This is a genomic window from Citrobacter sp. RHBSTW-00859 (assembly GCF_013729795.1).
Classification (GTDB): Bacteria; Pseudomonadota; Gammaproteobacteria; order Enterobacterales; family Enterobacteriaceae; genus Citrobacter; species Citrobacter braakii.
On record NZ_CP056284.1, the window covers coordinates 1,285,385 to 1,310,769 of the forward strand.

Genomic DNA, 25,385 nt, shown 5'->3' on the forward strand with positions numbered 1-25,385 from the left:
TGTAGTGCTCACACAGATTGTCTGATGAAAAGTAAATAGCAAGGCGTCTTGCGATTGAGACTTCAGTGTCCCCTTCGTCTAGAGGCCCAGGACACCGCCCTTTCACGGCGGTAACAGGGGTTCGAATCCCCTAGGGGACGCCACTTGCTGGTATGTGTGAGTGAAAGTCGCCGACCGAAGTATCTCAAAACAGACTTTCGAGTCTCGTTTGAGATATTTGCTCTTTAAAAATCTGGATCAAGCTGAAAATTGAAACGACACACTGTTTCATTTCTCCGTAAACAAGAAATGAAAAGCGGTGTGTCCGAGTCTCTCAAATTTTCGCAATACTGAAGTGTTTTACGAAACATCTTCGGGTTGTGAGGTTAAGCGACTAAGCGTACACGGTGGATGCCCTGGCAGTCAGAGGCGATGAAGGACGTGCTAATCTGCGATAAGCGTCGGTAAGGTGATATGAACCGTTATAACCGGCGATTTCCGAATGGGGAAACCCAGTGTGATTCGTCACACTATCATTACGTGAATACATAGCGTAATGAAGCGAACCGGGGGAACTGAAACATCTAAGTACCCCGAGGAAAAGAAATCAACCGAGATTCCCCCAGTAGCGGCGAGCGAACGGGGAGCAGCCCAGAGTCTGAATCAGCATGTGTGGTAGTGGAACGGTCTGGAAAGTCCGACGGTACAGGGTGATAGTCCCGTACACAAAAGTGCATGTGTTGTGAACTCGAAGAGTAGGGCGGGACACGTGGTATCCTGTCTGAATATGGGGGGACCATCCTCCAAGGCTAAATACTCCTGACTGACCGATAGTGAACCAGTACCGTGAGGGAAAGGCGAAAAGAACCCCGGCGAGGGGAGTGAAAAAGAACCTGAAACCGTGTACGTACAAGCAGTGGGAGCCTCTTTATGGGGTGACTGCGTACCTTTTGTATAATGGGTCAGCGACTTATATTCTGTAGCAAGGTTAACCGAATAGGGGAGCCGAAGGGAAACCGAGTCTTAACTGGGCGTTAAGTTGCAGGGTATAGACCCGAAACCCGGTGATCTAGCCATGGGCAGGTTGAAGGTTGGGTAACACTAACTGGAGGACCGAACCGACTAATGTTGAAAAATTAGCGGATGACTTGTGGCTGGGGGTGAAAGGCCAATCAAACCGGGAGATAGCTGGTTCTCCCCGAAAGCTATTTAGGTAGCGCCTCGTGAATTCATCTTCGGGGGTAGAGCACTGTTTCGGCTAGGGGGTCATCCCGACTTACCAACCCGATGCAAACTGCGAATACCGAAGAATGTTATCACGGGAGACACACGGCGGGTGCTAACGTCCGTCGTGAAGAGGGAAACAACCCAGACCGCCAGCTAAGGTCCCAAAGTCATGGTTAAGTGGGAAACGATGTGGGAAGGCACAGACAGCCAGGATGTTGGCTTAGAAGCAGCCATCATTTAAAGAAAGCGTAATAGCTCACTGGTCGAGTCGGCCTGCGCGGAAGATGTAACGGGGCTAAACCATGCACCGAAGCTGCGGCAGCGACACTATGTGTTGTTGGGTAGGGGAGCGTTCTGTAAGCCGTTGAAGGTGGCCTGTGAGGGTTGCTGGAGGTATCAGAAGTGCGAATGCTGACATAAGTAACGATAATGCGGGTGAAAAACCCGCACGCCGGAAGACCAAGGGTTCCTGTCCAACGTTAATCGGGGCAGGGTGAGTCGACCCCTAAGGCGAGGCCGAAAGGCGTAGTCGATGGGAAACAGGTTAATATTCCTGTACTTGGTGTTACTGCGAAGGGGGGACGGAGAAGGCTATGTTAGCCGGGCGACGGTTGTCCCGGTTTAAGCATGTAGGCGGAGATTCCAGGTAAATCCGGAGTCTTGTTAACGCTGAGGTGTGATGACGAGGCACTACGGTGCTGAAGTAACAAATGCCCTGCTTCCAGGAAAAGCCTCTAAGCATCAGGTAACACGAAATCGTACCCCAAACCGACACAGGTGGTCAGGTAGAGAATACCAAGGCGCTTGAGAGAACTCGGGTGAAGGAACTAGGCAAAATGGTGCCGTAACTTCGGGAGAAGGCACGCTGATATGTAGGTGAAGTGATTTACTCATGGAGCTGAAATCAGTCGAAGATACCAGCTGGCTGCAACTGTTTATTAAAAACACAGCACTGTGCAAACACGAAAGTGGACGTATACGGTGTGACGCCTGCCCGGTGCCGGAAGGTTAATTGATGGGGTTATCCGTAAGGAGAAGCTCTTGATCGAAGCCCCGGTAAACGGCGGCCGTAACTATAACGGTCCTAAGGTAGCGAAATTCCTTGTCGGGTAAGTTCCGACCTGCACGAATGGCGTAATGATGGCCAGGCTGTCTCCACCCGAGACTCAGTGAAATTGAACTCGCTGTGAAGATGCAGTGTACCCGCGGCAAGACGGAAAGACCCCGTGAACCTTTACTATAGCTTGACACTGAACACTGGTCCTTGATGTGTAGGATAGGTGGGAGGCTTTGAAGTGTGGACGCCAGTCTGCATGGAGCCAACCTTGAAATACCACCCTTTAATGGCTGGTGTTCTAACGTAGACCCGTGATCCGGGTTGCGGACAGTGTCTGGTGGGTAGTTTGACTGGGGCGGTCTCCTCCTAAAGAGTAACGGAGGAGCACGAAGGTTAGCTAATCCTGGTCGGACATCAGGAGGTTAGTGCAAAGGCATAAGCTAGCTTGACTGCGAGAGTGACGGCTCGAGCAGGTGCGAAAGCAGGTCTTAGTGATCCGGTGGTTCTGAATGGAAGGGCCATCGCTCAACGGATAAAAGGTACTCCGGGGATAACAGGCTGATACCGCCCAAGAGTTCATATCGACGGCGGTGTTTGGCACCTCGATGTCGGCTCATCACATCCTGGGGCTGAAGTAGGTCCCAAGGGTATGGCTGTTCGCCATTTAAAGTGGTACGCGAGCTGGGTTTAGAACGTCGTGAGACAGTTCGGTCCCTATCTGCCGTGGGCGCTGGAGAATTGAGGGGGGCTGCTCCTAGTACGAGAGGACCGGAGTGGACGCATCACTGGTGTTCGGGTTGTCATGCCAATGGCATTGCCCGGTAGCTAAATGCGGAAGAGATAAGTGCTGAAAGCATCTAAGCACGAAACTTGCCCCGAGATGAGTTCTCCCTGACCCTTTAAGGGTCCTGAAGGAACGTTGAAGACGACGACGTTGATAGGTCGGGTGTGTAAGCGTAGCGATACGTTGAGCTAACCGATACTAATGAACCGTGAGGCTTAACCTTACAACGCCGAAGGTGTTTTGGCGAAGAGACACGAAATTCAGCTTGATTACAGATGACATCGACATGCGAAAAGCGTGTTGATAAACAGAATTTGCCTGGCGGCTGTAGCGCGGTGGTCCCACCTGACCCCATGCCGAACTCAGAAGTGAAACGCCGTAGCGCCGATGGTAGTGTGGGGTCTCCCCATGCGAGAGTAGGGAACTGCCAGGCATCAAACAAGTGAAGAAGCCCATCCTGCCGGATGGGCTTTTTTGCGTCTGCAGGGCAGTCAGAACTGCCGGATGCAGCGAACCATTTTATCCAGCCCATAAAAGCCCACTCTATTTCAAACCGATTTTTCTCTTTCTCGAACATATCTGAATCCTTTCTCTGCTAATGAAAACCGTGATCTTTCTCTCATAATAACTTATAACAATTATATAACATTTACATCACCAAAAAAGACACAACCACCATTGATAAATTAATGCAATCGTTGGCAGGGGTACAATTCTAATGGCTGATAGCAGTGTAACTGAGAACGGGGCGCTGGCAGACGGCGATACTCGGCGTCGTATATGGGCGATTGTCGGAGCATCATCAGGGAATCTGGTCGAATGGTTTGATTTCTATATCTATTCTTTCTGCTCTCTCTATTTTGCTCATATCTTTTTTCCATCAGGAAACACCACTACGCAACTCTTACAAACAGCCGGAGTTTTTGCTGCAGGCTTTCTGATGCGACCGATTGGCGGCTGGCTGTTTGGTCGCATCGCGGATAAGCACGGGCGTAAAAAGTCGATGCTGCTATCAGTTTGTATGATGTGTATGGGATCGCTGGTGATCGCTTGTCTTCCGGGATATGAAACCATCGGTACCTGGGCTCCTGCTCTATTGCTGCTGGCTAGGTTATTTCAGGGGCTGTCTGTGGGTGGTGAATACGGGACCAGCGCTACCTATATGAGTGAAGTAGCAGTTGAAGGTAAGAAAGGTTTTTATGCTTCCTTCCAGTACGTGACGTTAATCGGCGGGCAGTTACTGGCACTGCTGGTTGTGGTCATATTACAGCAAACGTTAGAAGACTCAGCGCTGAGATCGTGGGGTTGGCGTATTCCATTTGCGTTGGGCGCCGTACTGGCTATTGTTGCGTTATGGCTGCGTCGACAGTTGGATGAAACCTCGAAACAGGACGTTCGCGCGCTGAAAGAAGCTGGCTCTCTGAAAGGTCTGTGGCGTAATCGCAAAGCCTTCATCATGGTGCTTGGCTTTACCGCTGCTGGCTCGCTGTGTTTTTACACGTTCACAACCTACATGCAGAAGTACCTGGTTAACACTGCCGGTATGCATGCCAATGTAGCCAGTGGGATTATGACGGCGGCACTGTGTGTGTTTATGCTGGTGCAACCGTTGTTCGGTGCCTTGTCAGATAAAATTGGCCGACGTACTTCAATGCTGTGTTTTGGCGCGTTGGCCGCGATTTTCACCGTCCCCATTCTGACAGCGTTGCAAAGCGTGACGTCCCCGTATATGGCGTTTGCTCTGGTGATGTGTGCCTTGCTGATTGTGAGTTTCTATACGTCAATCAGCGGTATTCTGAAGGCCAAGATGTTCCCGGCACAGGTGCGCGCTCTGGGGGTTGGATTATCTTATGCGGTGGCCAATGCTCTGTTTGGTGGCTCAGCCGAATATGTTGCGTTATCCCTGAAGTCTGTCGGTATGGAAACAACATTCTTCTGGTACGTTACAGTACTGGCAATAGTCGCATTTTTGGTATCGCTGATGCTGCATGGGAAGGGGAAAGGTCTGCGCCTCTAGTGATGTGCCAGTTGCCAGACCGCATAGCCGGTAGACGCACCTGCAACATCCCAGGCGAAGTCTTTCCAGCTCCAGCCGCTCCCAGCGGGACGGCTGTCCCATAACTCTTTTGATGCGCCCAGGCTGACAGAGAACATCAGGCCGATAGCCGCGCTGCGATCGCGGCTGTTGCCCTGATGTTGAGCATATTCGTTTCCAGCTGCGGAGAGCATAGCGGAGGCGATAAAGTGTTGAGCCTTGTCTTGTCCGCTCCAGCGGTCGTTTGCCATGTGGCTGCAGCCAGAAATGGCCATGATACTGAAAAGAATAAACAAGCGCACCGTTGCCTCCATAGGAAAAACCCCGTCACTGGACGGGGTCTTGGTTACAGAATACGGCTAATTAATCTGTCGATACGGATACGGCGTAGTCGACGGATGAGCTTACGCACTTTGACTGGATAGTCGGCAATGCTTTGCAGGTCGCGATAGTGCTTAACGACGGTGGTATGCGTGCGAATAAGCTCCAGCTCTTTATCGCGCTGGGGAGTCAGCTCTTGCTTCGGATCGTGGATAAGGATGGCGTTTTCCAGATCCAGACGCCAGGCGCGAGGGTTAAGGTTGTTGCCGGTGAGCAGCATCCATTTATCATCAACCCACATGCCTTTCAGATGATAGGTGTTGTCATCATCTTTCCATAAGCGCACGACCAGTTGGTCGGTATTCACATAATATTGCAGTCTGCTCAGGAAACGGCGCAGGTTAATTTCATACAGGTAGGGCAGCGCGCCGATGATTTTAAATGGCTCATCTTCTGGAATGAAAAAGTCGTTGGCAGTTTTATCACCGACAATGATCTCGACCTTTTTGCCTTCACGCAGCAGCTGAATGATATTGCGCACCAGTATAGCGGGCAGGTTGAAATAAGGGGTACAGATTGTGAGCTTGTGCTCCGCGCAGGGCATAAGGTGGAAAATGGTCTTATTTAACAGACTGGATTTTCCAAGGCCTACCAGAGGCGTTACCGAAAGCTGTTCATTATCCGCATCACCCTGAAAATGGAATGACGCATCGCGCAGTTCCTGACGGTACAGGCGGATGTCGTTTTTAATTTCCGGGCTTTTAGGGCGATTAATATCATCAAGGCGATTAACGCCGCGACCGTTCATCAGGTTCTGCGTGACCCAATCGAACATGATATCGGCCATTTGCGCGTTGCGAATCAACTGATAACGGTCATAGCGATATTTATCATGCTGATGCAGATAAACATCATTCAGGCTGGCCCCGCTGTACAGGACGCTGTCATCGATGATAAAGCCTTTAAAATGCAGGACGCCAAGCGCTTCTCGGGTGTTAATCGGAACACCGTAGACAGGAATATCAATACCTGGGTTTTCTTGTGCCATTCGGCAATACCAGTCAGCGTTGGTATTTGATGCCGCAGCACCAATACGTCCGCGCTGGGCTCGGTGCCAGTCGACAAGCACCCGTACATCCAGTTCAGGACGCTGCCGTTTTGCCGCATAGAGCGCGTCGAGTATGCCTTTGCCACCGTCATCCTGTTCCAGGTACAGCGCAATAATGCAGATCCGTCGCGTCGCGCTGGCTATTTTTTCCAGCAGAGTCTCCCTGAAATTAGCGGGAGCATAAAAGAAATCTACATCATCAACTGACTGAGAAATCTTGGGTAGTTGGGCAAGGTGTTGTTGATGTTTATTACGCTTAAATTTTGACAACATCACAGTGCATTTCTTCTCTGTTCATTGAAGGGTCCTCTGTGCTATGCAGACGACATAAGCGGGTAATGATACCACCAGTACCTATTAATGTGGTCAACATTTCCAGTACCTTACTCACGATTCCTCAAATTGGGCCAGATTAAGCGTTAGCCCAACAATTCCCTCTTCGAGTTGGACGTCAACAGCGAACCCGAGTTTCCGGGCCAGGGCGACCATCCCACGATTGTTTGGCATCGTAATACCATTCAAACGTCTAAGTCCGTGATCTCGGGTATATGCAATTAATTTTTCCATCAACCGGCGACCCAGTCCAAGCCCTTTGAGATCTGAACGAACCAGCACGGCGAACTCGGCGTCAATGTTATCAGGATCTGAGATTGCTCGCGTTACGCCGAGGATCTCTTGCTGATTGTTTTTACAGCGTACCGCAACAAAGGCCATTTCCCGATCGTAGTCGATCTGCGTCATATTGGCTAAATCTTCGTGGGTAAATTCGTTGATCTCACTGAAATAGCGATAATAAAGATCTTCTTTTGTTACCTGAGAAATGAACTGCTGCAGATGAGGTTCATCCTCGGGCAAAATAGGGCGGAACAAGCAACGCTCGCCGTTCTTCAACTCCACCCATTCTTCAAGCTGATGGGGGTAGGGACGTATAGCCAGTCTGCTTTCGTTATCGCCCGTGAAAGGGGCAATGTCCAGCGTGACATCCAGCGCGGTAAATTCACCGGCGGAGGCCAACAGCGGATGAATATCCAGACGCTGAATTTCCGGACAATCGACGATCAGATTGGAGACCTGCACCAGAAGCTGACTTAACCCGGCGATATCCAATGGGCGTAATGCGCTGCGAGCGCGGATCTTTTTATTTTTGATCCCCTGGATCACCAGATAACGCGCCAGATTCATGTTCAATGGCGGCAACGCCACCACGGCTTGCTCTTCTGGTCGCCACTCAACTCCGCCTTCACCAAGCATAATCAACGGGCCAAATACCGGGTCATGTTCAACGACGACGCGCAGCTCCTGAGCGCCAGCGCGATTCGCCATACTTTGTACTAATAAACCGTGAATGCGCGCCTGCGGCCAGGCCATTTTTACCCGATCAAAAATCGCATTGGCTGCCTGCTGCACCTCTGTTGCCGTTCGCAGGTAGAGCATTACCCCCTGAACTTCTGATTTATGCGGGATATCAGGAGAACGCAGTTTTAGCGCCACTGGGTAACCGATTTGCTCCGCGATGTGTACGGCTTCAGCGCTGTCGCTGGCGATCCACGTAGGCAGCGTGTGTAAGCCATAGGCTTGTAAAATCGGCTGCACTTCATGGGTATCCAGCGACGTTGCTCCTTCAGCAATCGCCTGCTGTAACAGATTATGCGCCTCGGCGGTGTTGGTGGTCAGGTAGTCGGGCAGCGCAGGGGTTTCCCGCAGTTGCTTCTGGTTACGCCGGTACTCCACCATATGCATAAACGCGGTGATGGTGCCTTCTGGCGTGCGGTAGGTAGGTAATCCGGCTTCGCTAAACAGTCTACGGGCTTCCTGGGAGGAAAACTCTCCGCACCAGTTGGTCAGCAACGAGACGAACTTACCGCGGGGATGACGTTTTACCGCTTCGATTAACGCTTGTGCGCTTTCTGTTCCCGGGGCGGCGGCGCTGGGTGAGTGAATCACCATCAGTGCGTCGAAATCCTGGCTGGCGAGCAAGATATCCAGCGTCTTAACGTAGTGTTCGCTGCTGGCGTCGTCACGCAGATCCAGCGGGTTGGCGATATCAATATGTTCAGGTAACGCATCGCGTAATTTCTGGCAGGTATCTTCACTCAATGTCGCCAACTTGCCATTTTTTGACCACAGCTCATCTAATGCCAGTGCGGCAGGCGCGGCCCCATTGCTGATGATCATCAGCCTGTCGCCGCGCAGTGGACGCATGTGGCTCAGGGTTTCTACCGCAGAGAACAGCTCGTGAGTGTCTTGTACGCGTAATAAACCGGCGCGCTGGATAGCCGCGTCCCACGCAGGGTCCATCCCTGCACTGGTATGCAGTAAACGCTGCGCAGCCGGACTGCGACCGCTCTTAATCACCAGAATGGGTTTATTGCGCGAGGCGCTACGGGCGGCGGAGACAAAGCGCCGGGCATCACTTAAATGTTCGAGATACAGTAATATAGCGCTGGTTTTACTGTCGCGCGCCAGGTAATCCAGCAGTTCATCAACGTCGATATCAAGGCTGTCGCCCAGCGCGATAAACCAGGAAAAACCCATGTCGCGCTGCTGCGCCCAGTCCAGAATGGTGTTGGAAATCGCCGCTGACTGGGAAATAAATGCCAACTTACCGCGCTTGATGGGGACGGGGGAAAAGCTGGCGTTAAGCCCCTGCCAGGGCGCGAGAAGTCCCAGGCTGTTGGGGCCTAGCAGACGTATGTTGTAGCGTGCGGCGCAGGCCAACAATTCCAGGTGCTGCGATGCGGGAGCTGAAAGAATAATGCAGGTTTTACAGCCTTTCTCGCCAAGCGCTTCGAGTAATGCCAGGTTGCGGCTGGCATTGGTGCACAACACGGCAAGGTCTGGGCTAAAAGGCAGGCTGTTGATATTGGGCCAGGCCAGGACGCCCAACACCGCTTTCCATGCTGGCGTCACTGGTAAAACAGGTCCATTGAAACCGCCGGCAAGCAGGTTACGCATCATCAGGTAACCTGCGCGATTAGGCTTCATTGACGCCCCAATCACCGCAATGGATTTCGGTCGCAGTAGTGCTTCCAGACCACGCTGACTCATATCGGCTTCCTTAATGACACCAGTGACCGAATGATTTTAAACGCTTTCTGGCGAGTCTGCTGTGACGCTTCCCTGATGTTGAGTTTTTCCTGCCAGGTAGCGGGTTTTAAAGCGAGTAAAATGATCGCTCAACCCCTCCGCAGCTTGCGTATCGCCCGCCAGATCCAACAACGCGATGGCCACTTCGGCAGTACAGTATTGCCCTTCGGCGTGAATGCCACGCAGGCGGTAAGCGGAAAGTCGCGATAAATCAACGGAGATCACCGGCAGGTTATCAAGGTACGGGCTTTTGCGGAACATTTTACGCGCTTCAGGCCAGGTACCATCAAGCATGATAAACAACGGTGGTTTACCGGTTGGTGGCGCGAAAATCACTTCACGCTCTTCGCCCGCATAGGATGCCGGGAATACAACCATCGGCTGGTAATCCGGGTTTTTCACCTGTTCGAGCAGCGCCTGCGGCGGTTCGGTGCGTGACCACTGAAAAGCCGTGGTATCGGGCAAAATATCGGCAATCAAACGTCCCGTGTTGCTGGGCTTCATCGGCTCGGTATCAAACATCACCAGACAAAAGCGGCTTTTGGCCTCAGACGGCACCAGCGTTGCGCACAAGCAGAGCTTCAGTGGCAACAGGCAGCGCTGACAGCGGCGAATGCGATTACCTCGGGCAAGGAAAGGACGCGTGGCGCGCGCGAGGCGCTCAGCGCGTAACTGAAGAACAGCGTTATCGGTCATGGGAGAACACGTTGAAAAACGCTATTGTCGCAGAGGTGAAAACGGGGCACAAGATGCGCCCCGTAGAGATTATAATGATTCGTTAAGCCAGCTATCAAACGGGGCTTTAGGTACGGCGCCATTAAGCATGTCGACGATTTCACCTTTTCTGAAGATCATAATGGTCGGGATGCTGCGGATACCGAAACGGGCGCTGAGTTCACGCTCGGCTTCTGTATTCACTTTAACAAAACGCACTTTACCGCTACGCTCTTCCGCGACATCTTCAAAAATCGGGGCGAAGTTACGGCATGGACCACACCAGGGGGCCCAAAAATCAACCACCACCGGGAGATCGTCTTTTAACAGTTTATCCAGTGTTTCACCGGTCGCATTGATCACCTCCCCATCAAACAGGTCGTGACCACAGCGTCCGCATTTAGCCGCTTCCTGGACACGATCGTCGGGGATGCGGTTGATAGCCTGGCAGCTGGTACAAACGGTATTCATAACTAACCTCTGGATGAGTGGAGTGGACTTCACGGCAGTAACGCCAGTATGTTTCTATTATGTTACATATTATCGGGGAGTCTGTTCTAAACAACAATGCGTTTTATTCAATGAGTACAATAGTCCTTAGCTTTTAAATGAAATAATGGCTAACGACGTGCACATCGGGTAATCTTCGCGCTTCGCGCAGAGCAGGTGGAGAAAAACATGAGCGACGAACTGAAGAATAAAAACGGCAAGGTCAAAGTGATGTACGTCCGCAGTGACGATGACTCGGACAAACGCACCCAAAATCCACGTACTGGTAAAGGCGGCGGTCGCCCCGGTACTTCCCGAGCCGAAGGCGGTCGTCGCCCTGCCCGTGATGACAGAAAGGGTCCGAACAGCGAACGTGGTCGTGAACGTGGTCGTGGCCGCGATGTAGAACGCGACCGTGGACGTGAAGATTCACCATGGCGTACCGTGTCCCGCGCACCGAATGATGATGCAGCAGACAAAGCCGATCACGGTGGTATCAGCGGCAAAAGCTTTATCGATCCTGAAGTATTACGTCGTCAGCGCGCGGAAGAAACCCGCGTTTACGGTGAGAATGCCTGTCAGGCTCTGTTCCAGAGTCGTCCGGACGCTATTGTTCGCGCCTGGTTTGTTCAGAGCGTAACCCCGCGCTTTAAAGAAGCATTACGCTGGATGGCGGCGAACCGCAAAGCCTACCACGTGGTTGACGAAGCCGAGCTGGCGAAAGCCTCCGGCACTGAACACCATGGCGGCGTCTGTTTCCTGATCAAAAAACGTAACGGTACCACTGTTAAGCAGTGGGTTGGTCAGGCCGGGGCGCAGGATTGTGTGCTGGCCCTCGAAGACATTGCTAACCCGCACAACCTGGGCGGCATGATGCGTAGCTGCGCGCACTTCGGTGTGAAAGGCGTGGTGGTACAGGATGCGGCGCTGTTGGAATCAGGTGCGGCTATCCGCACCGCTGAAGGCGGAGCTGAGCACGTTCAGCCGATCACCGGTGACAGTATTGTCGATGTGCTGGACGACTTCCGTAATGCGGGTTACACGGTAGTGATGACCTCAAGCGTGAAAGGCAAGCCGCTGTTTACTACCACGTTGCCGGAAAAAATGGTGCTGGTATTAGGGCGTGAGCGTGAGGCTCTGCCAGAAGCAGCATGCTCAGCCGACGACCTGTGCGTGGCGATAGACGGTACGGGCAACGTAGAAACGCTCAACGTTTCTGTCGCGACCGGCGTGCTGCTCGCGGAGTGGTGGCGTCAGAACAAAGCCTGATAATAAAAATGCCAGCGATTCGCTGGCATTTTTTTACTCGCTTTCTGCTGGTAATACCGGCGTCCAGTCAATCGGCTTTTCACCTCGCTGTTCCAGCCACTCATTAGCCAGTACAAAATGATTGCAGCCAAAGAAACCGCGATGCGCAGAGAGCGGTGATGGGTGCGGCGCTTTCAATACATGGTGACGCTGCGCATCAATAATCGCACCTTTCTTTTGTGCGTGTGAACCCCAGAGCAGGAATACCACGCCTTCCCGATGTTGGTTAATCAGGCTGATGACTTTATCGGTAAATGTTTCCCATCCCAGACTGGCGTGCGAATGTGCCTGCCCGGCACGGACGGTAAGCACGGTGTTGAGTAACAGCACACCCTGGCGTGCCCAGCTTTCCAGATATCCGTGCGTTGGGCGTGTGAAGCCAGGAATCGTTGCTTCCAGCTCTTTGTACATGTTCAGCAACGAGGGCGGGGTGGCAATACCGGGGCGGACAGAAAACGCGAGACCGTGTGCCTGGCCCGGACCGTGGTATGGATCCTGCCCCAGGATGACGACTTTCACGTCGCCAAGTTCGGTAAAGCGAAAAGCGTTGAATACATCTTTTTGTGGCGGATAAATTGTCATACCTGACTGACGCTCGCCCGCCACAGTATGCAGCGTGTTAATAAAATAAGGCTGCTGTTTCTCTTCTGCCAGCACATCGTGCCAGGTTAATTCGGTGGCCATCTCGCTCTCCTGCGAATTTTCAATCCCCCTAGCTTAACTGCTCCTTTCTGCGTCGCAAAATTCTGTACGTTTCTCAAGGGTCTACCCCTTAAAGATAGTTGAAAATTTATGTAAAAAGTTTAGCTGCGCATGTGGCGTAAGTTGATGTAAAACAATAAAATCCACCTATCACCACTTTTCATGTGTGGTTTTTATTGATTTAAATCAAAGATTCAAGGGTGTGTGAGGGGTATATATACACTCAAGCAACAATGGTTTTACCAATTGGCCGGATGACGGCCAACCGAGATCAAATAATTTTGCCGGGGAGGCATCAAATGATTACAGGTATCCAGATTACTAAAGCTGCAAATGACGACCTGCTGAACTCTTTCTGGCTGCTGGACAGCGAAAAAGGCGAAGCACGCTGCATCGTTGCGAAAGCAGGTTTCAATGCTGATGAAGTCGTTGCTATCAGCAAACTGGGTGAAATCGAATACCGTGAAGTACCGGTAGACGTACAGCCGGAAGTCCGTGTGGAAGGTGGTCAGCACCTGAACGTGAACGTTCTGCGTCGTGAAACGCTGGAAGATGCAGTTAAGCATCCGGAAAAATATCCGCAGCTGACCATCCGTGTTTCTGGTTATGCCGTGCGTTTCAACTCTCTGACGCCAGAACAGCAGCGCGACGTTATTGCTCGTACCTTTACTGAGAGCCTGTAAGGCTCACGGGGAATAACCCCGTCTAGCAGAGAATCTGAAAGCGGAAGATGCCAACGTATCTTCCGCTTTTTTGTGCACAAAAAATGCCGGGCTAAAGGCCCGGCATTCGGTTTACTCTTTGTCGGACTGCTGGGTAGCAGCTCCGCTCGGCTTACGGCGTTTGCCGATATTTTTGGCGTCGCGGTGACGTTTTTTCACCCGCGGTTTCTCTTTCTCTTTCGCTTTTTGCTCGGCGCGCTTCGCCAGCACTTTCTTGGATGGCTTACCGTTAGATTTCTCACTTGGCGCGCGCGTGGTTGGACGCAGTTCGTCGATGACGCGTGCTTTCAGTGGCTCGTCAATATAGCGGCTCGCTTTGCCGAGCAGCAGATGGTCGTGGGCTTCAACCAAAGAGATCGCAGTACCTTTACGGCCTGCACGACCGGTACGGCCAATGCGGTGCAGATAGGCATCGCCACTGCGCGGCATGTCGAAGTTAAACACGTGGCTGACGTCAGGAATATCGATCCCACGAGCGGCAACGTCGGTTGCTACCAGCACGTTCACTCGACCATCGGTCAGGCGTTTGATCGCTTCATTACGTTTGTTCTGCACCATCTCGCCTTCGAGATAGCAGTTATTAATGCCCGCCTGGCGCAGCCAGCCTGCCAGCTCGTGCACACGCTCGCGTTTACGTACGAAGACAATCGAGCGGGTCGCTTCCGGCTGTTTTAACAAATGGATCAGCAGGGCAGTTTTGTGCTCGATGTCATCGGCACGGTAGTAAAACTGATGAATCTTCTTGCGTTCGCGGGTAGACGGATCCGCCGAAACTTCGACCGGATCCTCCAGCAGACGCTCAGCAAAATCTTTGATCGCATCGCCTTCCAGCGTGGCGGAGAACAGCATAGTTTGCTTACGCCAGCGGGTTTCTCCAGCGATATGCTCGATGTCCTGGGCAAAGCCCATGTCCAGCATGCGGTCTGCTTCATCGAGGATTAGTGTCTCAACCGCATGGCAGTCGAAGTTTTCTTCTTTAATGTACTGCAGCAGACGACCGGTAGTGGCGACCACGATGTCCTGGTTTTCGCTAAAGACTTCCATGTGGTTCATGTAAGCCACGCCGCCGGTAATCGTGGCGATATCCAGATGCGTATTCTTCGCCAGTTCACGGGCGTGTTCGGCAACCTGCATCGCCAGTTCGCGCGTCGGTGTCAAAATCAAAATGCGCGGCGGGCCAGATTTCTTGCGCGGGAAGTCGAGCAGGTGCTGCAACGCTGGCAGCAAATATGCCGCCGTTTTACCGGTGCCTGTCGGCGCAGAACCGAGAACATCACGGCCATCGAGCGCAGGCGGAATGGCGGCAGCCTGAATGGCGGTCGGGCGAGTGAAACCTTTTTCCTGGAGGGCATCCAGAAGGCTTTCATCGAGTTCAAGTTCGGAAAAAGTCGTTACAGTCATGTTCTACCTCTGAGTGGGGCGCTGATTATAGACGTTACGGCTGCAATCTTCATCTGTTTGTATGGATATACCTTCTCAGGTATTGTTTTTATCCTATGTTATCGTTTTTTTTCCAGGAAGGTTGTTCTTCATGCCCCAGTCTACATCCGTACTTAGACGTAATGGATTTACTTTTAAGCAGTTTTTTGTGGCACACGATCGTTGTGCAATGAAAGTCGGAACGGACGGCATTTTATTGGGGGCCTGGGCCCCTGTTGCTGGCGTAAAGCGGATCCTGGATATTGGTACCGGGAGCGGCCTGTTGGCGCTGATGCTGGCCCAGCGCACAGATGAAAACGTCATCATTGACGCTGTGGAGCTTGATGTTGATGCCGCGCAGCAGGCGCAGGAGAACATCGCGCAATCCCCGTGGATGCATCGCGTGAACGTTCATACGGAAGATGTGCAGCAGTGGGTACCGCGCCAGACCGTGCGCTTTGATTTGATCATCAGCAACCCTCCCTATTATGAACAGGGAGTGGAATGTGCCACGCCGCAGCGCGAGCAGGCTCGCTACACCACCACGCTCGATCATCAAGTATTGCTGACGCTGGCGGCAGACAGCATTACGGAAGAAGGTTTTTTCTGTGTGGTGCTGCCCGAACAGATTGGTAACGCATTTTCCCAGCAGGCACTGGGCATGGGCTGGCATCTGCGATTGCGCACGGATGTAGCAGAAACCGAGGCCCGACTACCGAATCGTGTACTGCTGGCATTCTCCCCGCAGGCCGGGGAGTGCTTTAGTGACAGGCTGGTGATCCGTGGGCCAGACCAACGTTACTCTGAAGGTTACACGGCGCTGACCCAGGCGTTTTATCTGTTCATGTGATGACTTAGCGGCGAGAGAATGGACGGGCCCGCCTCTGGAAGCTGTTCTGGATAATCCAGCGTATAGTGCAGGCCCCGACTCTCTTTACGCATCATCGCGCAGCGGACAATCAGCTCAGCAACCTGCACCAGATTGCGCAGTTCCAGCAAGTTGTTCGACACGCGGAAATGAGCGTAATACTCGTCGATTTCCTGTTGCAACATGGTGATACGGCGCAGGGCGCGCTCCAGACGTTTAGTTGTGCGCACGATACCGACGTAATCCCACATAAATAGCCGCAGCTCATGCCAGTTATGCTGAATCACAACCAGTTCATCCGGGTTTTCTACCCGGCTTTCATCCCAATCCGGGAGGGTGCTGACGCTGCGAGCATAAGGCATTCGCCTGTCGATATCTTCAGCCGCGGACCAGCCGTAAACCAGGCACTCCAGTAATGAGTTTGACGCCATCCGGTTGGCTCCATGCAGGCCGGTGTAACTCACTTCGCCGATCGCATACAGCCCGTCGACATCCGTACGGCCAAAGTCATCCACCATCACGCCGCCGCAGGTATAGTGCGCGGCAGGAACGATGGGAACCGGCTCTTTGGTCAAATCGATGCCCAGTCCCAGCAATTTTTCATAAATCATCGGGAAATGCTGACGAACAAATTCTTCCGGTTTATGGCTGATGTCGAGAAACATGCAGTCAGCGCCCAGGCGCTTCATTTCGTGGTCGATGGCGCGGGCAACAATATCGCGGGGAGCCAGTTCGCCACGCTCGTCAAAATCGGGCATAAAGCGCGAACCGTCCGGGCGCTTCAGATGTGCGCCTTCGCCACGCAGCGCCTCGGTTAGCAGAAAGTTGCGCGCCTGCGGATGATACAGCGCCGTCGGGTGAAACTGGTTAAATTCCAGGTTGGCGACACGGCATCCCGCGCGCCAGGCCATCGCAATCCCATCACCCGAGGAAATATCTGGATTGGTGGTGTATTGGTACACCTTTGACGCGCCGCCGGTGGCCAACACTACTGACTTGGCATGGCAGGTTTCTACGGCTTCTTTATTACGGTTCCAGATCCAGGCTCCGACAACCCGACGCGTTCCCGGCAGACCGATTTTATCGGAGACAATCAGATCGACGGCATTACTGCGCTCAAGAACCCGTATGTTGGGGTGATTTTGTGCCTGGCTGACGAGGGTGGTTTCGACTTCTTTACCGGTGGCATCCGCAGAGTGCAGAATGCGTCGATGGCTATGACCACCTTCACGGGTCAGGTGATAGCTCTCCTCACCGTTGGGCTGAACCTGCGTATCAAATAAGACGCCCTGATCGATAAGCCACTGAACGCAGGTGCGGGCATTGCTGGCGACAAATTCAACCGCATGGCGATCGCACAGGCCGGCCCCGGCAATCAGGGTATCTTCAACGTGGGAATCGATGCTGTCGGTTTCATCAAACACCGCGGCAATACCGCCCTGGGCATAAAATGTCGAGCCTTCGCTGACCGGACCTTTGCTCAGGACAATAACCTGATGTTTTTCGGCCAGGCGCAGCGCCAGTGAGAGTCCGGCAGCCCCGCTGCCAATGATCAGCACGTCACAGGATAATTCAGGAGTCGTATTCATGATTTTTGTTTAATTTACTAAACAGTGTTTGGTCACCATAGCACCACTTTGCGCGATACTGCACGTTTTATTTTTAAATGTGTTGCAGTGACTAAACATGAAAAAAAAGCATGACGAGGACGAAATGAGCAAAAATATTTTGTGAAGCAGGCCGTTAGCACCAGATTATGTGATGAAATAAAGTGGCCGTTGGGTTACTCTGCAAGCGGTGAAATGGGCATTTCTAAACAGATAGTGCGTCGATCGGATTATGTAGACTTATAATGAGAGATAAGACCTGTCTACAACATGACAAACAAAAAACAATGCGTAACGGAACTTTACGAAACTTGAGCACTCTAAGCATTTGCTTGCTCATAGTGAAGCTGATGGAGTGGCGTTTCGAAGGCGCGTGGAAATTTGGTTTGGGGAGACTTTACCTCGGATGAGCGAGCAGTTAACGGACCAGGTCCTGGTAGAACGGGTCCAGAAGGGAGATCAGAAAGCCTTTAACCTACTGGTAGTGCGCTATCAGCATAAGGTGGCGAGTCTGGTTTCTCGCTATGTACCATCGGGCGATGTACCCGATGTAGTACAAGAAGCATTTATCAAGGCCTATCGTGCGCTGGACTCGTTCCGGGGAGATAGTGCTTTTTATACCTGGCTGTATCGTATTGCAGTCAATACAGCGAAGAATTACCTGGTCGCTCAGGGGCGTCGTCCACCTTCCAGTGATATTGATGCGATTGAAGCAGAAAATTACGAAAGTGGCGGTGCGCTGAAAGAAATTTCGAACCCTGAGAACTTAATGTTGTCAGAAGAACTGAGACAGATAGTTTTCCGGACTATTGAGTCCCTCCCGGAAGATTTACGCATGGCAATAACCTTGCGGGAGCTGGATGGCCTGAGCTATGAAGAGATAGCCGCTATCATGGATTGTCCGGTAGGTACGGTGCGTTCACGTATCTTCCGAGCGAGGGAAGCTATTGATAATAAAGTTCAACCGCTTATCAGGCGTTGACGATAGCGGGATACTGGAAAAGGTATTAGGCATGCAGAAAGAAAAACTTTCCGCTTTAATGGATGGCGAAACGCTGGATACTGAGTTACTCAAAGAGCTGACTCAGGACCCGGAAATGCAAAAAACCTGGGAGAGTTATCACCTGATTCGCGATTCTATGCGAGGTGATACCGCCGACGTTCTCCATTTCGATATTTCCGCCCGCGTAATGGCTGCCATCCAGGATGAGCCAGTACGTCAGACGGTGCCATTGATTCCTGAGGCCCAGCCAGCACCGCACCAGTGGCAGAAAATGCCATTCTGGAAGAAAATGCGTCCATGGGCCGCGCAGCTTACCCAAATGGGTGTGGCCGCGTGTGTATCACTTGCAGTTATTGTTGGCGTCCAGCACTATAATGGGCAATCTGAAACGTCCCAGCAGCCCGAAACGCCGGTATTTAATACATTACCGATGATGGGTAAAGCCAGTCCGGTAAGCTTGGGTGTACCCTCTGACGCGACGGCCAGCGGCGGTCAGCAACAGCAGGTACAGGAGCAGCGTCGTCGTATTAATGCCATGTTGCAGGACTACGAACTGCAACGTCGACTGCACTCTGAACAGCTTCAGTTTGAGCAGGCCCAAACACAGCAAGCCGCTGTGCAGGTGCCAGGAATTCAAACTTTAGGAACGCAATCGCAGTAATGAAGCAACTTTGGTTTGCCATGTCACTTGTGGCTGGTAGCCTGTTTTTCTCTGTAAACGCCTCGGCCAATCCTGCGTCCGGGGCGTTGTTGCAGCAGATGAATCTGGCCAGCCAGTCGCTAACCTATGAGCTGTCATTTGTCAGCATCAATAAGCAGGGTGTTGAATCCCTACGTTATCGCCATGCCCGCCTGGATAACCGTCCGCTAGCGCAACTGTTGCAAATGGATGGACCGCGCCGGGAAGTGGTGCAGCGTGGCAATGAAATTAGCTATTTTGAGCCTGGTCTCGAACCGTTCACGCTGAACGGCGACTATATCGTTGACTCTCTGCCCTCTCTGATTTACACCGACTTCAAACGTCTTGCTCCCTACTATGACTTTATCTCAGTAGGTCGCACCCGCATTGCCGATCGGCTCTGTGAAGTGATCCGCGTAGTCGCCCGTGACGGTACGCGTTACAGCTATATCGTCTGGATGGACACGGAGACTAAGCTGCCGATGCGCGTCGATCTTCTCGACCGTGATGGTGAGACGCTGGAACAGTTCCGTGTTATCGCGTTTACCGTAAACAACGGCGTTAGCGATAGCATGCAGGCGCTGGCGAAAGCCAATCTACCGCCGTTGCTGTCAGTTCCTGCTGGCGAGAAAACCAACTTCAACTGGAGTCCGTCGTGGTTGCCGCAAGGCTTCAGCGAAGTTTCCAGCAGTCGACGTCCGCTGCCGACGATGGATAACATGCCGATCGAATCGCGCCTATATTCTGATGGCCTGTTCAGTTTCTCCGTGAACGTAAACCGTGCGATGCAAAACAGCGCCGATCAGCTGTTGCGAACCGGGCGTAGAACGGTTAGCACCAGCGTGCGTGATAACGCAGAAATTACGATTGTGGGCGAGCTTCCACCGCAAACGGCGAAGCGTATCGCGGACAATATTAAGTTCAGGGCTGCACAATGATTAAAGAGTGGGCGACAGTCGTCTCCTGGCAAAATGGTCTGGCGACGGTCAGCTGTGATGTTAAAGCATCATGTAGCAGCTGTGCTTCGCGGGCCGGATGCGGGAGCCGCGTGCTGAACAAACTTGGGCCGCAGACCACGCATACCATTGTGGTGCCCAGCGACGAACCCTTAGCGCCCGGTCAAAAAGTTGAACTGGGTATTGCCGAGGGTAGCCTGCTGGGTTCAGCGATGTTGGTCTACATGTCTCCGTTGGCGGGGCTCTTTCTCTTCGCGGCGTTATTCCAGGTGCTGTTTGGTTCCGACCTTGCGGCATTAAGCGGTGCCGTGCTGGGGGGCGTGGGCGGATTCCTGATTGCCCGTGGATACTCTCGTAAGCTTGCTGAGCGCGAAGCCTGGCAGCCGGTCATTCTGAACGTTGCTCTCCCACCCGATCTTATTCGCGTCGAAACCCAACAGTGATAGCTTTGCCTGATGGCGCTTGTGTCGCCATCCGGCAAAAGTTTCACCGACTTTGCAAAGTTGTTTCCAGTTCCCGCTATCCTTGCTCTATGAACATTTCCTCGCCTCAGCGTTGTAGTGTAGAATGCGGCGTTTCACTTAAACAGACGTTAAGCTCAGATCAGCGACTTCTCAGAGCCTGCTCAGGCGGGCGTAAGGCACAATAATTACACTATATGAAGAACATACGTAACTTTTCAATCATAGCTCACATCGACCACGGTAAATCGACGCTGTCTGACCGTATTATCCAGATCTGCGGTGGCCTGTCTGACCGTGAAATGGAAGCGCAGGTTCTCGACTCGATGGATCTTGAGCGTGAGCGCGGTATTACTATCAAAGCGCAGAGCGTGACGCTCGATTTCAAAGCATCTGATGGTGAAACCTATCAGCTTAACTTTATCGACACCCCGGGCCACGTTGACTTCTCGTATGAAGTTTCCCGCTCGCTTGCTGCCTGTGAAGGCGCACTGCTGGTGGTTGATGCCGGACAGGGCGTCGAAGCACAGACCCTGGCTAACTGCTATACCGCCATGGAAATGGATCTGGAAGTGGTGCCGGTACTGAACAAAATTGACCTGCCAGCCGCCGATCCTGAACGTGTGGCGGAAGAGATCGAAGATATCGTCGGTATCGATGCGACGGATGCCGTTCGCTGTTCGGCGAAAACCGGCGTTGGCGTCACTGACGTTCTTGAACGTCTGGTGCGCGACATTCCGCCGCCGGAAGGCGACCCGGAAGGTCCGTTACAGGCACTGATCATCGACTCCTGGTTCGATAACTACCTGGGCGTCGTGTCACTGGTGCGTATTAAAAACGGCACCATGCGTAAAGGCGACAAAATTAAAGTGATGAGCACCGGTCAGGTCTATAACGCTGACCGTCTGGGCATCTTCACGCCAAAACAGGTTGACCGTACCGAGCTGAAATGCGGCGAGGTGGGTTGGTTGGTTTGTGCGATTAAAGACATCCTGGGCGCACCGGTTGGCGATACCCTGACGCAGGCGCGTAACCCGGCGGACAAGCCGCTGCCAGGCTTTAAAAAAGTGAAGCCGCAGGTTTACGCCGGTCTGTTCCCGGTGAGCTCTGACGACTACGAAAACTTCCGTGACGCGCTCGGCAAGCTGAGCCTCAACGATGCCTCCCTGTTCTATGAACCGGAAAGCTCAACCGCGCTGGGCTTCGGCTTCCGCTGTGGCTTCCTCGGTCTGCTGCACATGGAGATCATTCAGGAACGTCTGGAACGTGAATACGATCTGGATCTGATCACTACCGCGCCGACCGTAGTCTACGAAGTCGAAACCACGGCGAAAGAGACGATCTACGTCGATAGCCCGTCCAAGCTGCCGCCGTTGAACAACATATACGAACTGCGTGAGCCGATTGCTGAGTGTCATATGCTGCTGCCGCAGGCTTACCTCGGTAACGTCATCACGCTGTGTATCGAGAAGCGCGGCGTACAGACCAACATGGTTTACCACGGTAACCAGGTGGCGCTGACCTATGAAATTCCGATGGCGGAAGTGGTACTCGACTTCTTCGACCGTCTGAAGTCAACTTCTCGCGGCTATGCGTCGCTGGACTATAACTTCAAACGTTTCCAGGCGTCTGACATGGTGCGCGTTGATGTTCTCATCAACAACGAACGTGTCGATGCGCTGGCGCTGATTACCCACCGCGACAACTCCCAGAGCCGTGGTCGTGAACTGGTCGAGAAGATGAAAGATCTGATCCCTCGCCAGCAGTTTGATATCGCGATCCAGGCGGCCATTGGTACGCACATCATCGCGCGTTCAACGGTTAAGCAGCTGCGTAAAAACGTTCTGGCGAAATGCTACGGTGGCGATATCAGCCGTAAGAAAAAGCTGCTGCAAAAACAGAAAGAGGGTAAAAAGCGCATGAAGCAGATCGGTAACGTCGAACTGCCACAGGAAGCCTTCCTCGCCATTCTGCATGTCGGTAAAGACAGCAAATAATCTTAAGGAGTTGGCATGGCGAACATGTTTGCCCTGATTCTGGTGATTGCCACACTGGTGACGGGCATTTTATGGTGCGTAGATAAATTCATCTTCGCGCCTAAACGCCGGGAGCGTCAGGCAGCAGCGCAAGCTGCTGCAGGTGATTCACTGGATAAAGCAACGCTGAAAAAAGTGGCCCCTAAGCCAGGCTGGCTGGAAACCGGGGCATCCGTTTTCCCGGTTTTAGCTATTGTGCTGGTGGTGCGTTCATTTATTTATGAGCCGTTCCAGATCCCGTCTGGTTCGATGATGCCGACACTGCTTATCGGTGACTTTATCCTGGTGGAGAAATTCGCCTACGGGATTAAAGATCCGATTTACCAGAAAACGCTGATCGAAACCGGCCATCCGAAACGCGGTGATATCGTGGTGTTTAAATACCCGGAAGATCCGCGTCTGGACTACATCAAACGTGCTGTCGGTTTACCGGGAGACAAAGTGACGTACGATCCGGTGGCGAAAGAGGTAACTATTCAGCCAGGATGCAGTTCCGGTCAGGCGTGTGAAAACGCGCTGCCGGTAACGTACTCTGATGTTCAGCCAAGTGATTTTGTGCAGACATTTGCGCGTCGTAACGGCGGTGAAGCGACCAGCGGCTTCTTTGAGGTTCCGCTGAATGAAACGAAAGATAACGGTATTCGCCTCTCCGAGCGTAAAGAAACGCTGGGTGAGGTAACGCACCGCATTCTGACCGTGCCAATCGCGCAGGATCAGGTGGGGATGTATTACCGCCAGCCAGGCCAGCAGTTGGCAACCTGGATCGTCCCGCCGGGACACTACTTCATGATGGGTGATAACCGTGACAACAGCGCGGACAGCCGTTACTGGGGATTTGTGCCGGAAGCGAATCTGGTTGGTAAAGCAACCGCTATCTGGATGAGTTTCGATAAGCAAGAAGGCGAATGGCCGACCGGTGTGCGCTTAAGCCGTATTGGTGGCATTCACTAATCGCTGATAATCGTTCACGTTGTCGTCATTATGGCGACAGCGTGAATTATTTCTCGGATAAATTCCCGCAGACTAACGACATCCCTTGTCGTTGTGTATAGAATATTCCCCCGAAGTTTGAGGTTGGCACCGACAGGTTGCCACGGCACACGAAACAGCGTTGGTTTGTGTATAAATGCATTCAGCCGAAGCGGGATGGCTAAGCGAAATGCGTATATCAGGTCTGTTTCGTGTGCTGAATTGTTGACGCATTCATTTATTGGTATCGCATGAACCCCATCGTAATTAATCGGCTTCAACGGAAGCTGGGCTACACTTTTAATCATCAGGAGCTGTTGCAGCAGGCATTAACTCACCGTAGCGCCAGCAGCAAACATAACGAGCGTTTAGAATTCTTAGGCGACTCTATTCTGAGCTTTGTTATCGCTAATGCGCTGTATCACCGTTTTCCGCGTGTGGATGAAGGTGATATGAGTCGCATGCGCGCGACGCTGGTTCGCGGCAATACGCTGGCTGAATTAGCCCGTGAGTTTGACCTCGGTGAATGTTTACGTTTGGGGCCAGGCGAGCTGAAAAGCGGCGGTTTCCGTCGTGAATCGATCCTGGCAGATACCGTTGAAGCTTTGATCGGCGGCGTCTTCCTCGACAGCGATATTCAAACCGTTGAACAACTGATCCTGAACTGGTATCAGACTCGTCTGGATGAAATTAGCCCAGGCGATAAACAAAAAGATCCGAAAACGCGCCTGCAGGAATATTTGCAGGGTCGCCACCTGCCGCTACCGTCCTATCTGGTGGTGCAGGTTCGTGGTGAAGCACACGATCAAGAATTTACTATCCACTGCCAGGTCAGCGGCCTGAGTGAACCGGTGGTTGGCACAGGTTCGAGCCGTCGTAAGGCTGAGCAGGCTGCCGCCGAACAGGCGTTGAAAAAACTGGAGCTGGAATGAGCGAAGAGAAAACTTACTGCGGATTTATTGCCATCGTCGGTCGCCCGAACGTCGGCAAATCCACCCTGTTGAATAATCTGCTTGGGCAGAAGATTTCCATAACCTCACGTAAGGCTCAGACAACACGTCACCGTATTGTTGGCATCCATACCGAAGGTGCGTATCAGGCAATTTATGTTGATACCCCGGGCCTTCATATGGAAGAAAAACGGGCGATCAACCGCCTGATGAACAAAGCGGCAAGCAGCTCGATTGGTGATGTTGAACTGGTTATTTTCGTTGTGGAAGGCACGCGCTGGACGCCGGACGACGAAATGGTGCTCAACAAGCTGCGCGACGGTAAAGCCCCGGTTATTCTGGCTGTGAACAAAGTGGACAACGTTCAGGAAAAAGCCGATTTACTGCCGCACCTGCAGTTCCTGGCAAGCCAGATGAACTTCCTTGATATTGTCCCGATTTCTGCCGAAACCGGCCTGAATGTTGATACCGTTGCGGGCATCGTGCGTAAGCACCTGCCGGAAGCCATTCATCACTTCCCGGAAGATTACATCACCGACCGTTCTCAGCGCTTTATGGCTTCTGAAATCATCCGTGAAAAGCTGATGCGTTTTCTGGGGGCTGAACTGCCATACTCCGTTACCGTGGAGATTGAACGTTTTATCTCTAACGAACGCGGTGGTTACGATATTAACGGGCTGATCCTCGTTGAACGTGAAGGGCAGAAGAAGATGGTTATTGGCAACAAAGGGGCCAAAATTAAAACCATCGGCATCGAAGCGCGTAAAGACATGCAGGAGATGTTCGAAGCGCCCGTTCACCTCGAGCTGTGGGTGAAAGTGAAATCCGGCTGGGCCGATGACGAGCGCGCGCTGCGTAGCCTCGGTTACGGCGACGACGTCTAATTTTTCATAGGTTATGGCTT

21 protein-coding genes, 1 tRNA gene and 2 rRNA genes are annotated in these 25,385 nt (G+C 52.5%); 16 read left to right on the top strand and 8 right to left on the bottom strand.

The window, feature by feature from the left end; genetic code table 11:
* Positions 1–67 precede the first annotated feature (67 nt).
* From HV302_RS06330 to HV302_RS06345, 4 genes are all read left to right on the top strand, one after another.
* Positions 68–143: transfer RNA gene (locus HV302_RS06330), tRNA-Glu, on the top strand.
* A 220-nt stretch (positions 144–363) separates the two neighbouring features.
* Positions 364–3,270 (top strand): 23S ribosomal RNA (locus tag HV302_RS06335).
* A gap of 94 nt (positions 3,271–3,364) precedes the next feature.
* A 5S ribosomal RNA gene (gene rrf, locus HV302_RS06340) occupies positions 3,365–3,480 on the top strand.
* 285 nt (positions 3,481–3,765) lie between these two features.
* Complete coding sequence (locus HV302_RS06345; RefSeq protein WP_181627061.1) at positions 3,766–5,064, top strand: MFS transporter; 1,299 nt, start codon at positions 3,766–3,768, stop codon at positions 5,062–5,064.
* On the opposite strand, the gene HV302_RS06350 is transcribed toward HV302_RS06345, so the two are convergent.
* From HV302_RS06350 to trxC, 5 genes are all read right to left on the bottom strand, one after another.
* Positions 5,061–5,357: a YfiM family lipoprotein gene (locus tag HV302_RS06350; RefSeq protein WP_442780526.1), complete on the bottom strand. Its 297-nt coding sequence runs from the start codon at positions 5,355–5,357 to the stop codon at positions 5,061–5,063. The two genes, HV302_RS06345 and HV302_RS06350, sit on opposite strands and share 4 nt — an antisense overlap.
* A gap of 71 nt (positions 5,358–5,428) precedes the next feature.
* Positions 5,429–6,784, bottom strand: coding sequence for a CDP-diacylglycerol--serine O-phosphatidyltransferase (gene pssA / locus HV302_RS06355; RefSeq protein WP_003835350.1), 1,356 nt, complete (start codon positions 6,782–6,784; stop codon positions 5,429–5,431).
* A 114-nt stretch (positions 6,785–6,898) separates the two neighbouring features.
* Complete coding sequence (locus tag HV302_RS06360; RefSeq protein WP_016157179.1) at positions 6,899–9,559, bottom strand: bifunctional acetate--CoA ligase family protein/GNAT family N-acetyltransferase; 2,661 nt, start codon at positions 9,557–9,559, stop codon at positions 6,899–6,901.
* A gap of 36 nt (positions 9,560–9,595) precedes the next feature.
* Positions 9,596–10,294, bottom strand: coding sequence for a tRNA-uridine aminocarboxypropyltransferase (tapT, locus tag HV302_RS06365; protein ID WP_181627062.1), 699 nt, complete (start codon positions 10,292–10,294; stop codon positions 9,596–9,598).
* Between the two features lie 69 nt (positions 10,295–10,363).
* On the bottom strand, positions 10,364–10,783 hold the full coding sequence (gene trxC, locus HV302_RS06370; protein WP_003037559.1) for a thioredoxin TrxC: 420 nt from the start codon (positions 10,781–10,783) through the stop codon (positions 10,364–10,366).
* 207 nt (positions 10,784–10,990) lie between these two features.
* Here trxC and HV302_RS06375 point away from each other — a divergent pair, with 207 nt between their 5' ends.
* The gene (locus tag HV302_RS06375) at positions 10,991–12,070 is read left to right on the top strand and encodes a tRNA/rRNA methyltransferase (protein ID WP_046275240.1); all 1,080 of its coding nucleotides are present in this window, start codon (positions 10,991–10,993) and stop codon (positions 12,068–12,070) included.
* 33 nt (positions 12,071–12,103) lie between these two features.
* Here the strand turns inward: HV302_RS06375 and ung are convergent, their stop codons facing one another.
* The gene (ung, locus tag HV302_RS06380; protein WP_181627063.1) at positions 12,104–12,793 is read right to left on the bottom strand and encodes a uracil-DNA glycosylase; all 690 of its coding nucleotides are present in this window, start codon (positions 12,791–12,793) and stop codon (positions 12,104–12,106) included.
* A gap of 317 nt (positions 12,794–13,110) precedes the next feature.
* Between ung and grcA the strand changes: the two genes are divergently transcribed.
* Complete coding sequence (gene grcA / locus HV302_RS06385; protein WP_181627064.1) at positions 13,111–13,494, top strand: autonomous glycyl radical cofactor GrcA; 384 nt, start codon at positions 13,111–13,113, stop codon at positions 13,492–13,494.
* Positions 13,495–13,605: 111 nt separating this feature from the next.
* On the opposite strand, the gene srmB is transcribed toward grcA, so the two are convergent.
* Positions 13,606–14,934, bottom strand: coding sequence for an ATP-dependent RNA helicase SrmB (gene srmB / locus HV302_RS06390; protein ID WP_016154054.1), 1,329 nt, complete (start codon positions 14,932–14,934; stop codon positions 13,606–13,608).
* A gap of 130 nt (positions 14,935–15,064) precedes the next feature.
* On the opposite strand from srmB, the gene trmN reads away from it, so the two are divergent.
* Complete coding sequence (trmN, locus tag HV302_RS06395) at positions 15,065–15,802, top strand: tRNA(1)(Val) (adenine(37)-N(6))-methyltransferase TrmN (protein WP_016154053.1); 738 nt, start codon at positions 15,065–15,067, stop codon at positions 15,800–15,802.
* Here trmN and nadB read toward each other — a convergent pair.
* On the bottom strand, positions 15,787–17,409 hold the full coding sequence (gene nadB / locus HV302_RS06400) for an L-aspartate oxidase (RefSeq protein WP_047358259.1): 1,623 nt from the start codon (positions 17,407–17,409) through the stop codon (positions 15,787–15,789). The two genes, trmN and nadB, sit on opposite strands and share 16 nt — an antisense overlap.
* A 305-nt stretch (positions 17,410–17,714) precedes the next feature.
* Here nadB and rseD point away from each other — a divergent pair, with 305 nt between their 5' ends.
* The 9 genes from rseD to era all read left to right on the top strand — a co-directional run bounded on the left by rseD (position 17,715) and on the right by era (position 25,365).
* Positions 17,715–17,837: a rpoE leader peptide RseD gene (gene rseD, locus HV302_RS06405; RefSeq protein ID WP_223306697.1), complete on the top strand. Its 123-nt coding sequence runs from the start codon at positions 17,715–17,717 to the stop codon at positions 17,835–17,837.
* A complete protein-coding gene (rpoE, locus tag HV302_RS06410; protein WP_003037573.1) occupies positions 17,834–18,409 on the top strand; it encodes an RNA polymerase sigma factor RpoE in 576 nt (191 codons plus the stop codon). The genes rseD and rpoE overlap by 4 nt, the downstream gene beginning before the upstream one ends.
* 31 nt (positions 18,410–18,440) lie before the next feature.
* The gene (rseA, locus tag HV302_RS06415) at positions 18,441–19,091 is read left to right on the top strand and encodes an anti-sigma-E factor RseA (RefSeq protein WP_019077408.1); all 651 of its coding nucleotides are present in this window, start codon (positions 18,441–18,443) and stop codon (positions 19,089–19,091) included.
* Positions 19,091–20,047, top strand: a complete 957-nt coding sequence (gene rseB / locus HV302_RS06420) for a sigma-E factor regulatory protein RseB (protein ID WP_016154050.1) — start codon at positions 19,091–19,093, stop codon at positions 20,045–20,047. Before rseA ends, rseB begins: the two co-directional genes overlap by 1 nt.
* Entirely contained in the window at positions 20,044–20,508 is a 465-nt protein-coding gene (gene rseC / locus HV302_RS06425) for a SoxR-reducing system protein RseC (protein WP_016157173.1), read from the top strand. The genes rseB and rseC overlap by 4 nt, the downstream gene beginning before the upstream one ends.
* 215 nt (positions 20,509–20,723) lie before the next feature.
* Positions 20,724–22,523: a translation elongation factor 4 gene (lepA, locus tag HV302_RS06430; RefSeq protein ID WP_003037577.1), complete on the top strand. Its 1,800-nt coding sequence runs from the start codon at positions 20,724–20,726 to the stop codon at positions 22,521–22,523.
* A gap of 15 nt (positions 22,524–22,538) precedes the next feature.
* Entirely contained in the window at positions 22,539–23,513 is a 975-nt protein-coding gene (gene lepB / locus HV302_RS06435; protein WP_016154048.1) for a signal peptidase I, read from the top strand.
* A 269-nt stretch (positions 23,514–23,782) separates the two neighbouring features.
* The gene (rnc, locus tag HV302_RS06440; protein WP_003037579.1) at positions 23,783–24,463 is read left to right on the top strand and encodes a ribonuclease III; all 681 of its coding nucleotides are present in this window, start codon (positions 23,783–23,785) and stop codon (positions 24,461–24,463) included.
* The gene (era, locus tag HV302_RS06445) at positions 24,460–25,365 is read left to right on the top strand and encodes a GTPase Era (protein WP_003037581.1); all 906 of its coding nucleotides are present in this window, start codon (positions 24,460–24,462) and stop codon (positions 25,363–25,365) included. The genes rnc and era overlap by 4 nt, the downstream gene beginning before the upstream one ends.
* Positions 25,366–25,385: the final 20 nt, after the last annotated feature.

Coding starts and splice junctions, on each gene's coding strand:
- HV302_RS06345 (WP_181627061.1), top strand. CDS start 3,766: ATGGCTGATAGCAGTGTAACTGAGAACGGGGCGCTGGCAGACGGCGAT.
- HV302_RS06350 (WP_442780526.1), bottom strand. CDS start 5,357: ATGGCCATTTCTGGCTGCAGCCACATGGCAAACGACCGCTGGAGCGGA.
- pssA (WP_003835350.1), bottom strand. CDS start 6,784: ATGTTGTCAAAATTTAAGCGTAATAAACATCAACAACACCTTGCCCAA.
- HV302_RS06360 (WP_016157179.1), bottom strand. CDS start 9,559: ATGAGTCAGCGTGGTCTGGAAGCACTACTGCGACCGAAATCCATTGCG.
- tapT (WP_181627062.1), bottom strand. CDS start 10,294: ATGACCGATAACGCTGTTCTTCAGTTACGCGCTGAGCGCCTCGCGCGC.
- trxC (WP_003037559.1), bottom strand. CDS start 10,783: ATGAATACCGTTTGTACCAGCTGCCAGGCTATCAACCGCATCCCCGAC.
- HV302_RS06375 (WP_046275240.1), top strand. CDS start 10,991: ATGAGCGACGAACTGAAGAATAAAAACGGCAAGGTCAAAGTGATGTAC.
- ung (WP_181627063.1), bottom strand. CDS start 12,793: ATGGCCACCGAATTAACCTGGCACGATGTGCTGGCAGAAGAGAAACAG.
- grcA (WP_181627064.1), top strand. CDS start 13,111: ATGATTACAGGTATCCAGATTACTAAAGCTGCAAATGACGACCTGCTG.
- srmB (WP_016154054.1), bottom strand. CDS start 14,934: ATGACTGTAACGACTTTTTCCGAACTTGAACTCGATGAAAGCCTTCTG.
- trmN (WP_016154053.1), top strand. CDS start 15,065: ATGCCCCAGTCTACATCCGTACTTAGACGTAATGGATTTACTTTTAAG.
- nadB (WP_047358259.1), bottom strand. CDS start 17,409: ATGAATACGACTCCTGAATTATCCTGTGACGTGCTGATCATTGGCAGC.
- rseD (WP_223306697.1), top strand. CDS start 17,715: ATGCGTAACGGAACTTTACGAAACTTGAGCACTCTAAGCATTTGCTTG.
- rpoE (WP_003037573.1), top strand. CDS start 17,834: ATGAGCGAGCAGTTAACGGACCAGGTCCTGGTAGAACGGGTCCAGAAG.
- rseA (WP_019077408.1), top strand. CDS start 18,441: ATGCAGAAAGAAAAACTTTCCGCTTTAATGGATGGCGAAACGCTGGAT.
- rseB (WP_016154050.1), top strand. CDS start 19,091: ATGAAGCAACTTTGGTTTGCCATGTCACTTGTGGCTGGTAGCCTGTTT.
- rseC (WP_016157173.1), top strand. CDS start 20,044: ATGATTAAAGAGTGGGCGACAGTCGTCTCCTGGCAAAATGGTCTGGCG.
- lepA (WP_003037577.1), top strand. CDS start 20,724: ATGAAGAACATACGTAACTTTTCAATCATAGCTCACATCGACCACGGT.
- lepB (WP_016154048.1), top strand. CDS start 22,539: ATGGCGAACATGTTTGCCCTGATTCTGGTGATTGCCACACTGGTGACG.
- rnc (WP_003037579.1), top strand. CDS start 23,783: ATGAACCCCATCGTAATTAATCGGCTTCAACGGAAGCTGGGCTACACT.
- era (WP_003037581.1), top strand. CDS start 24,460: ATGAGCGAAGAGAAAACTTACTGCGGATTTATTGCCATCGTCGGTCGC.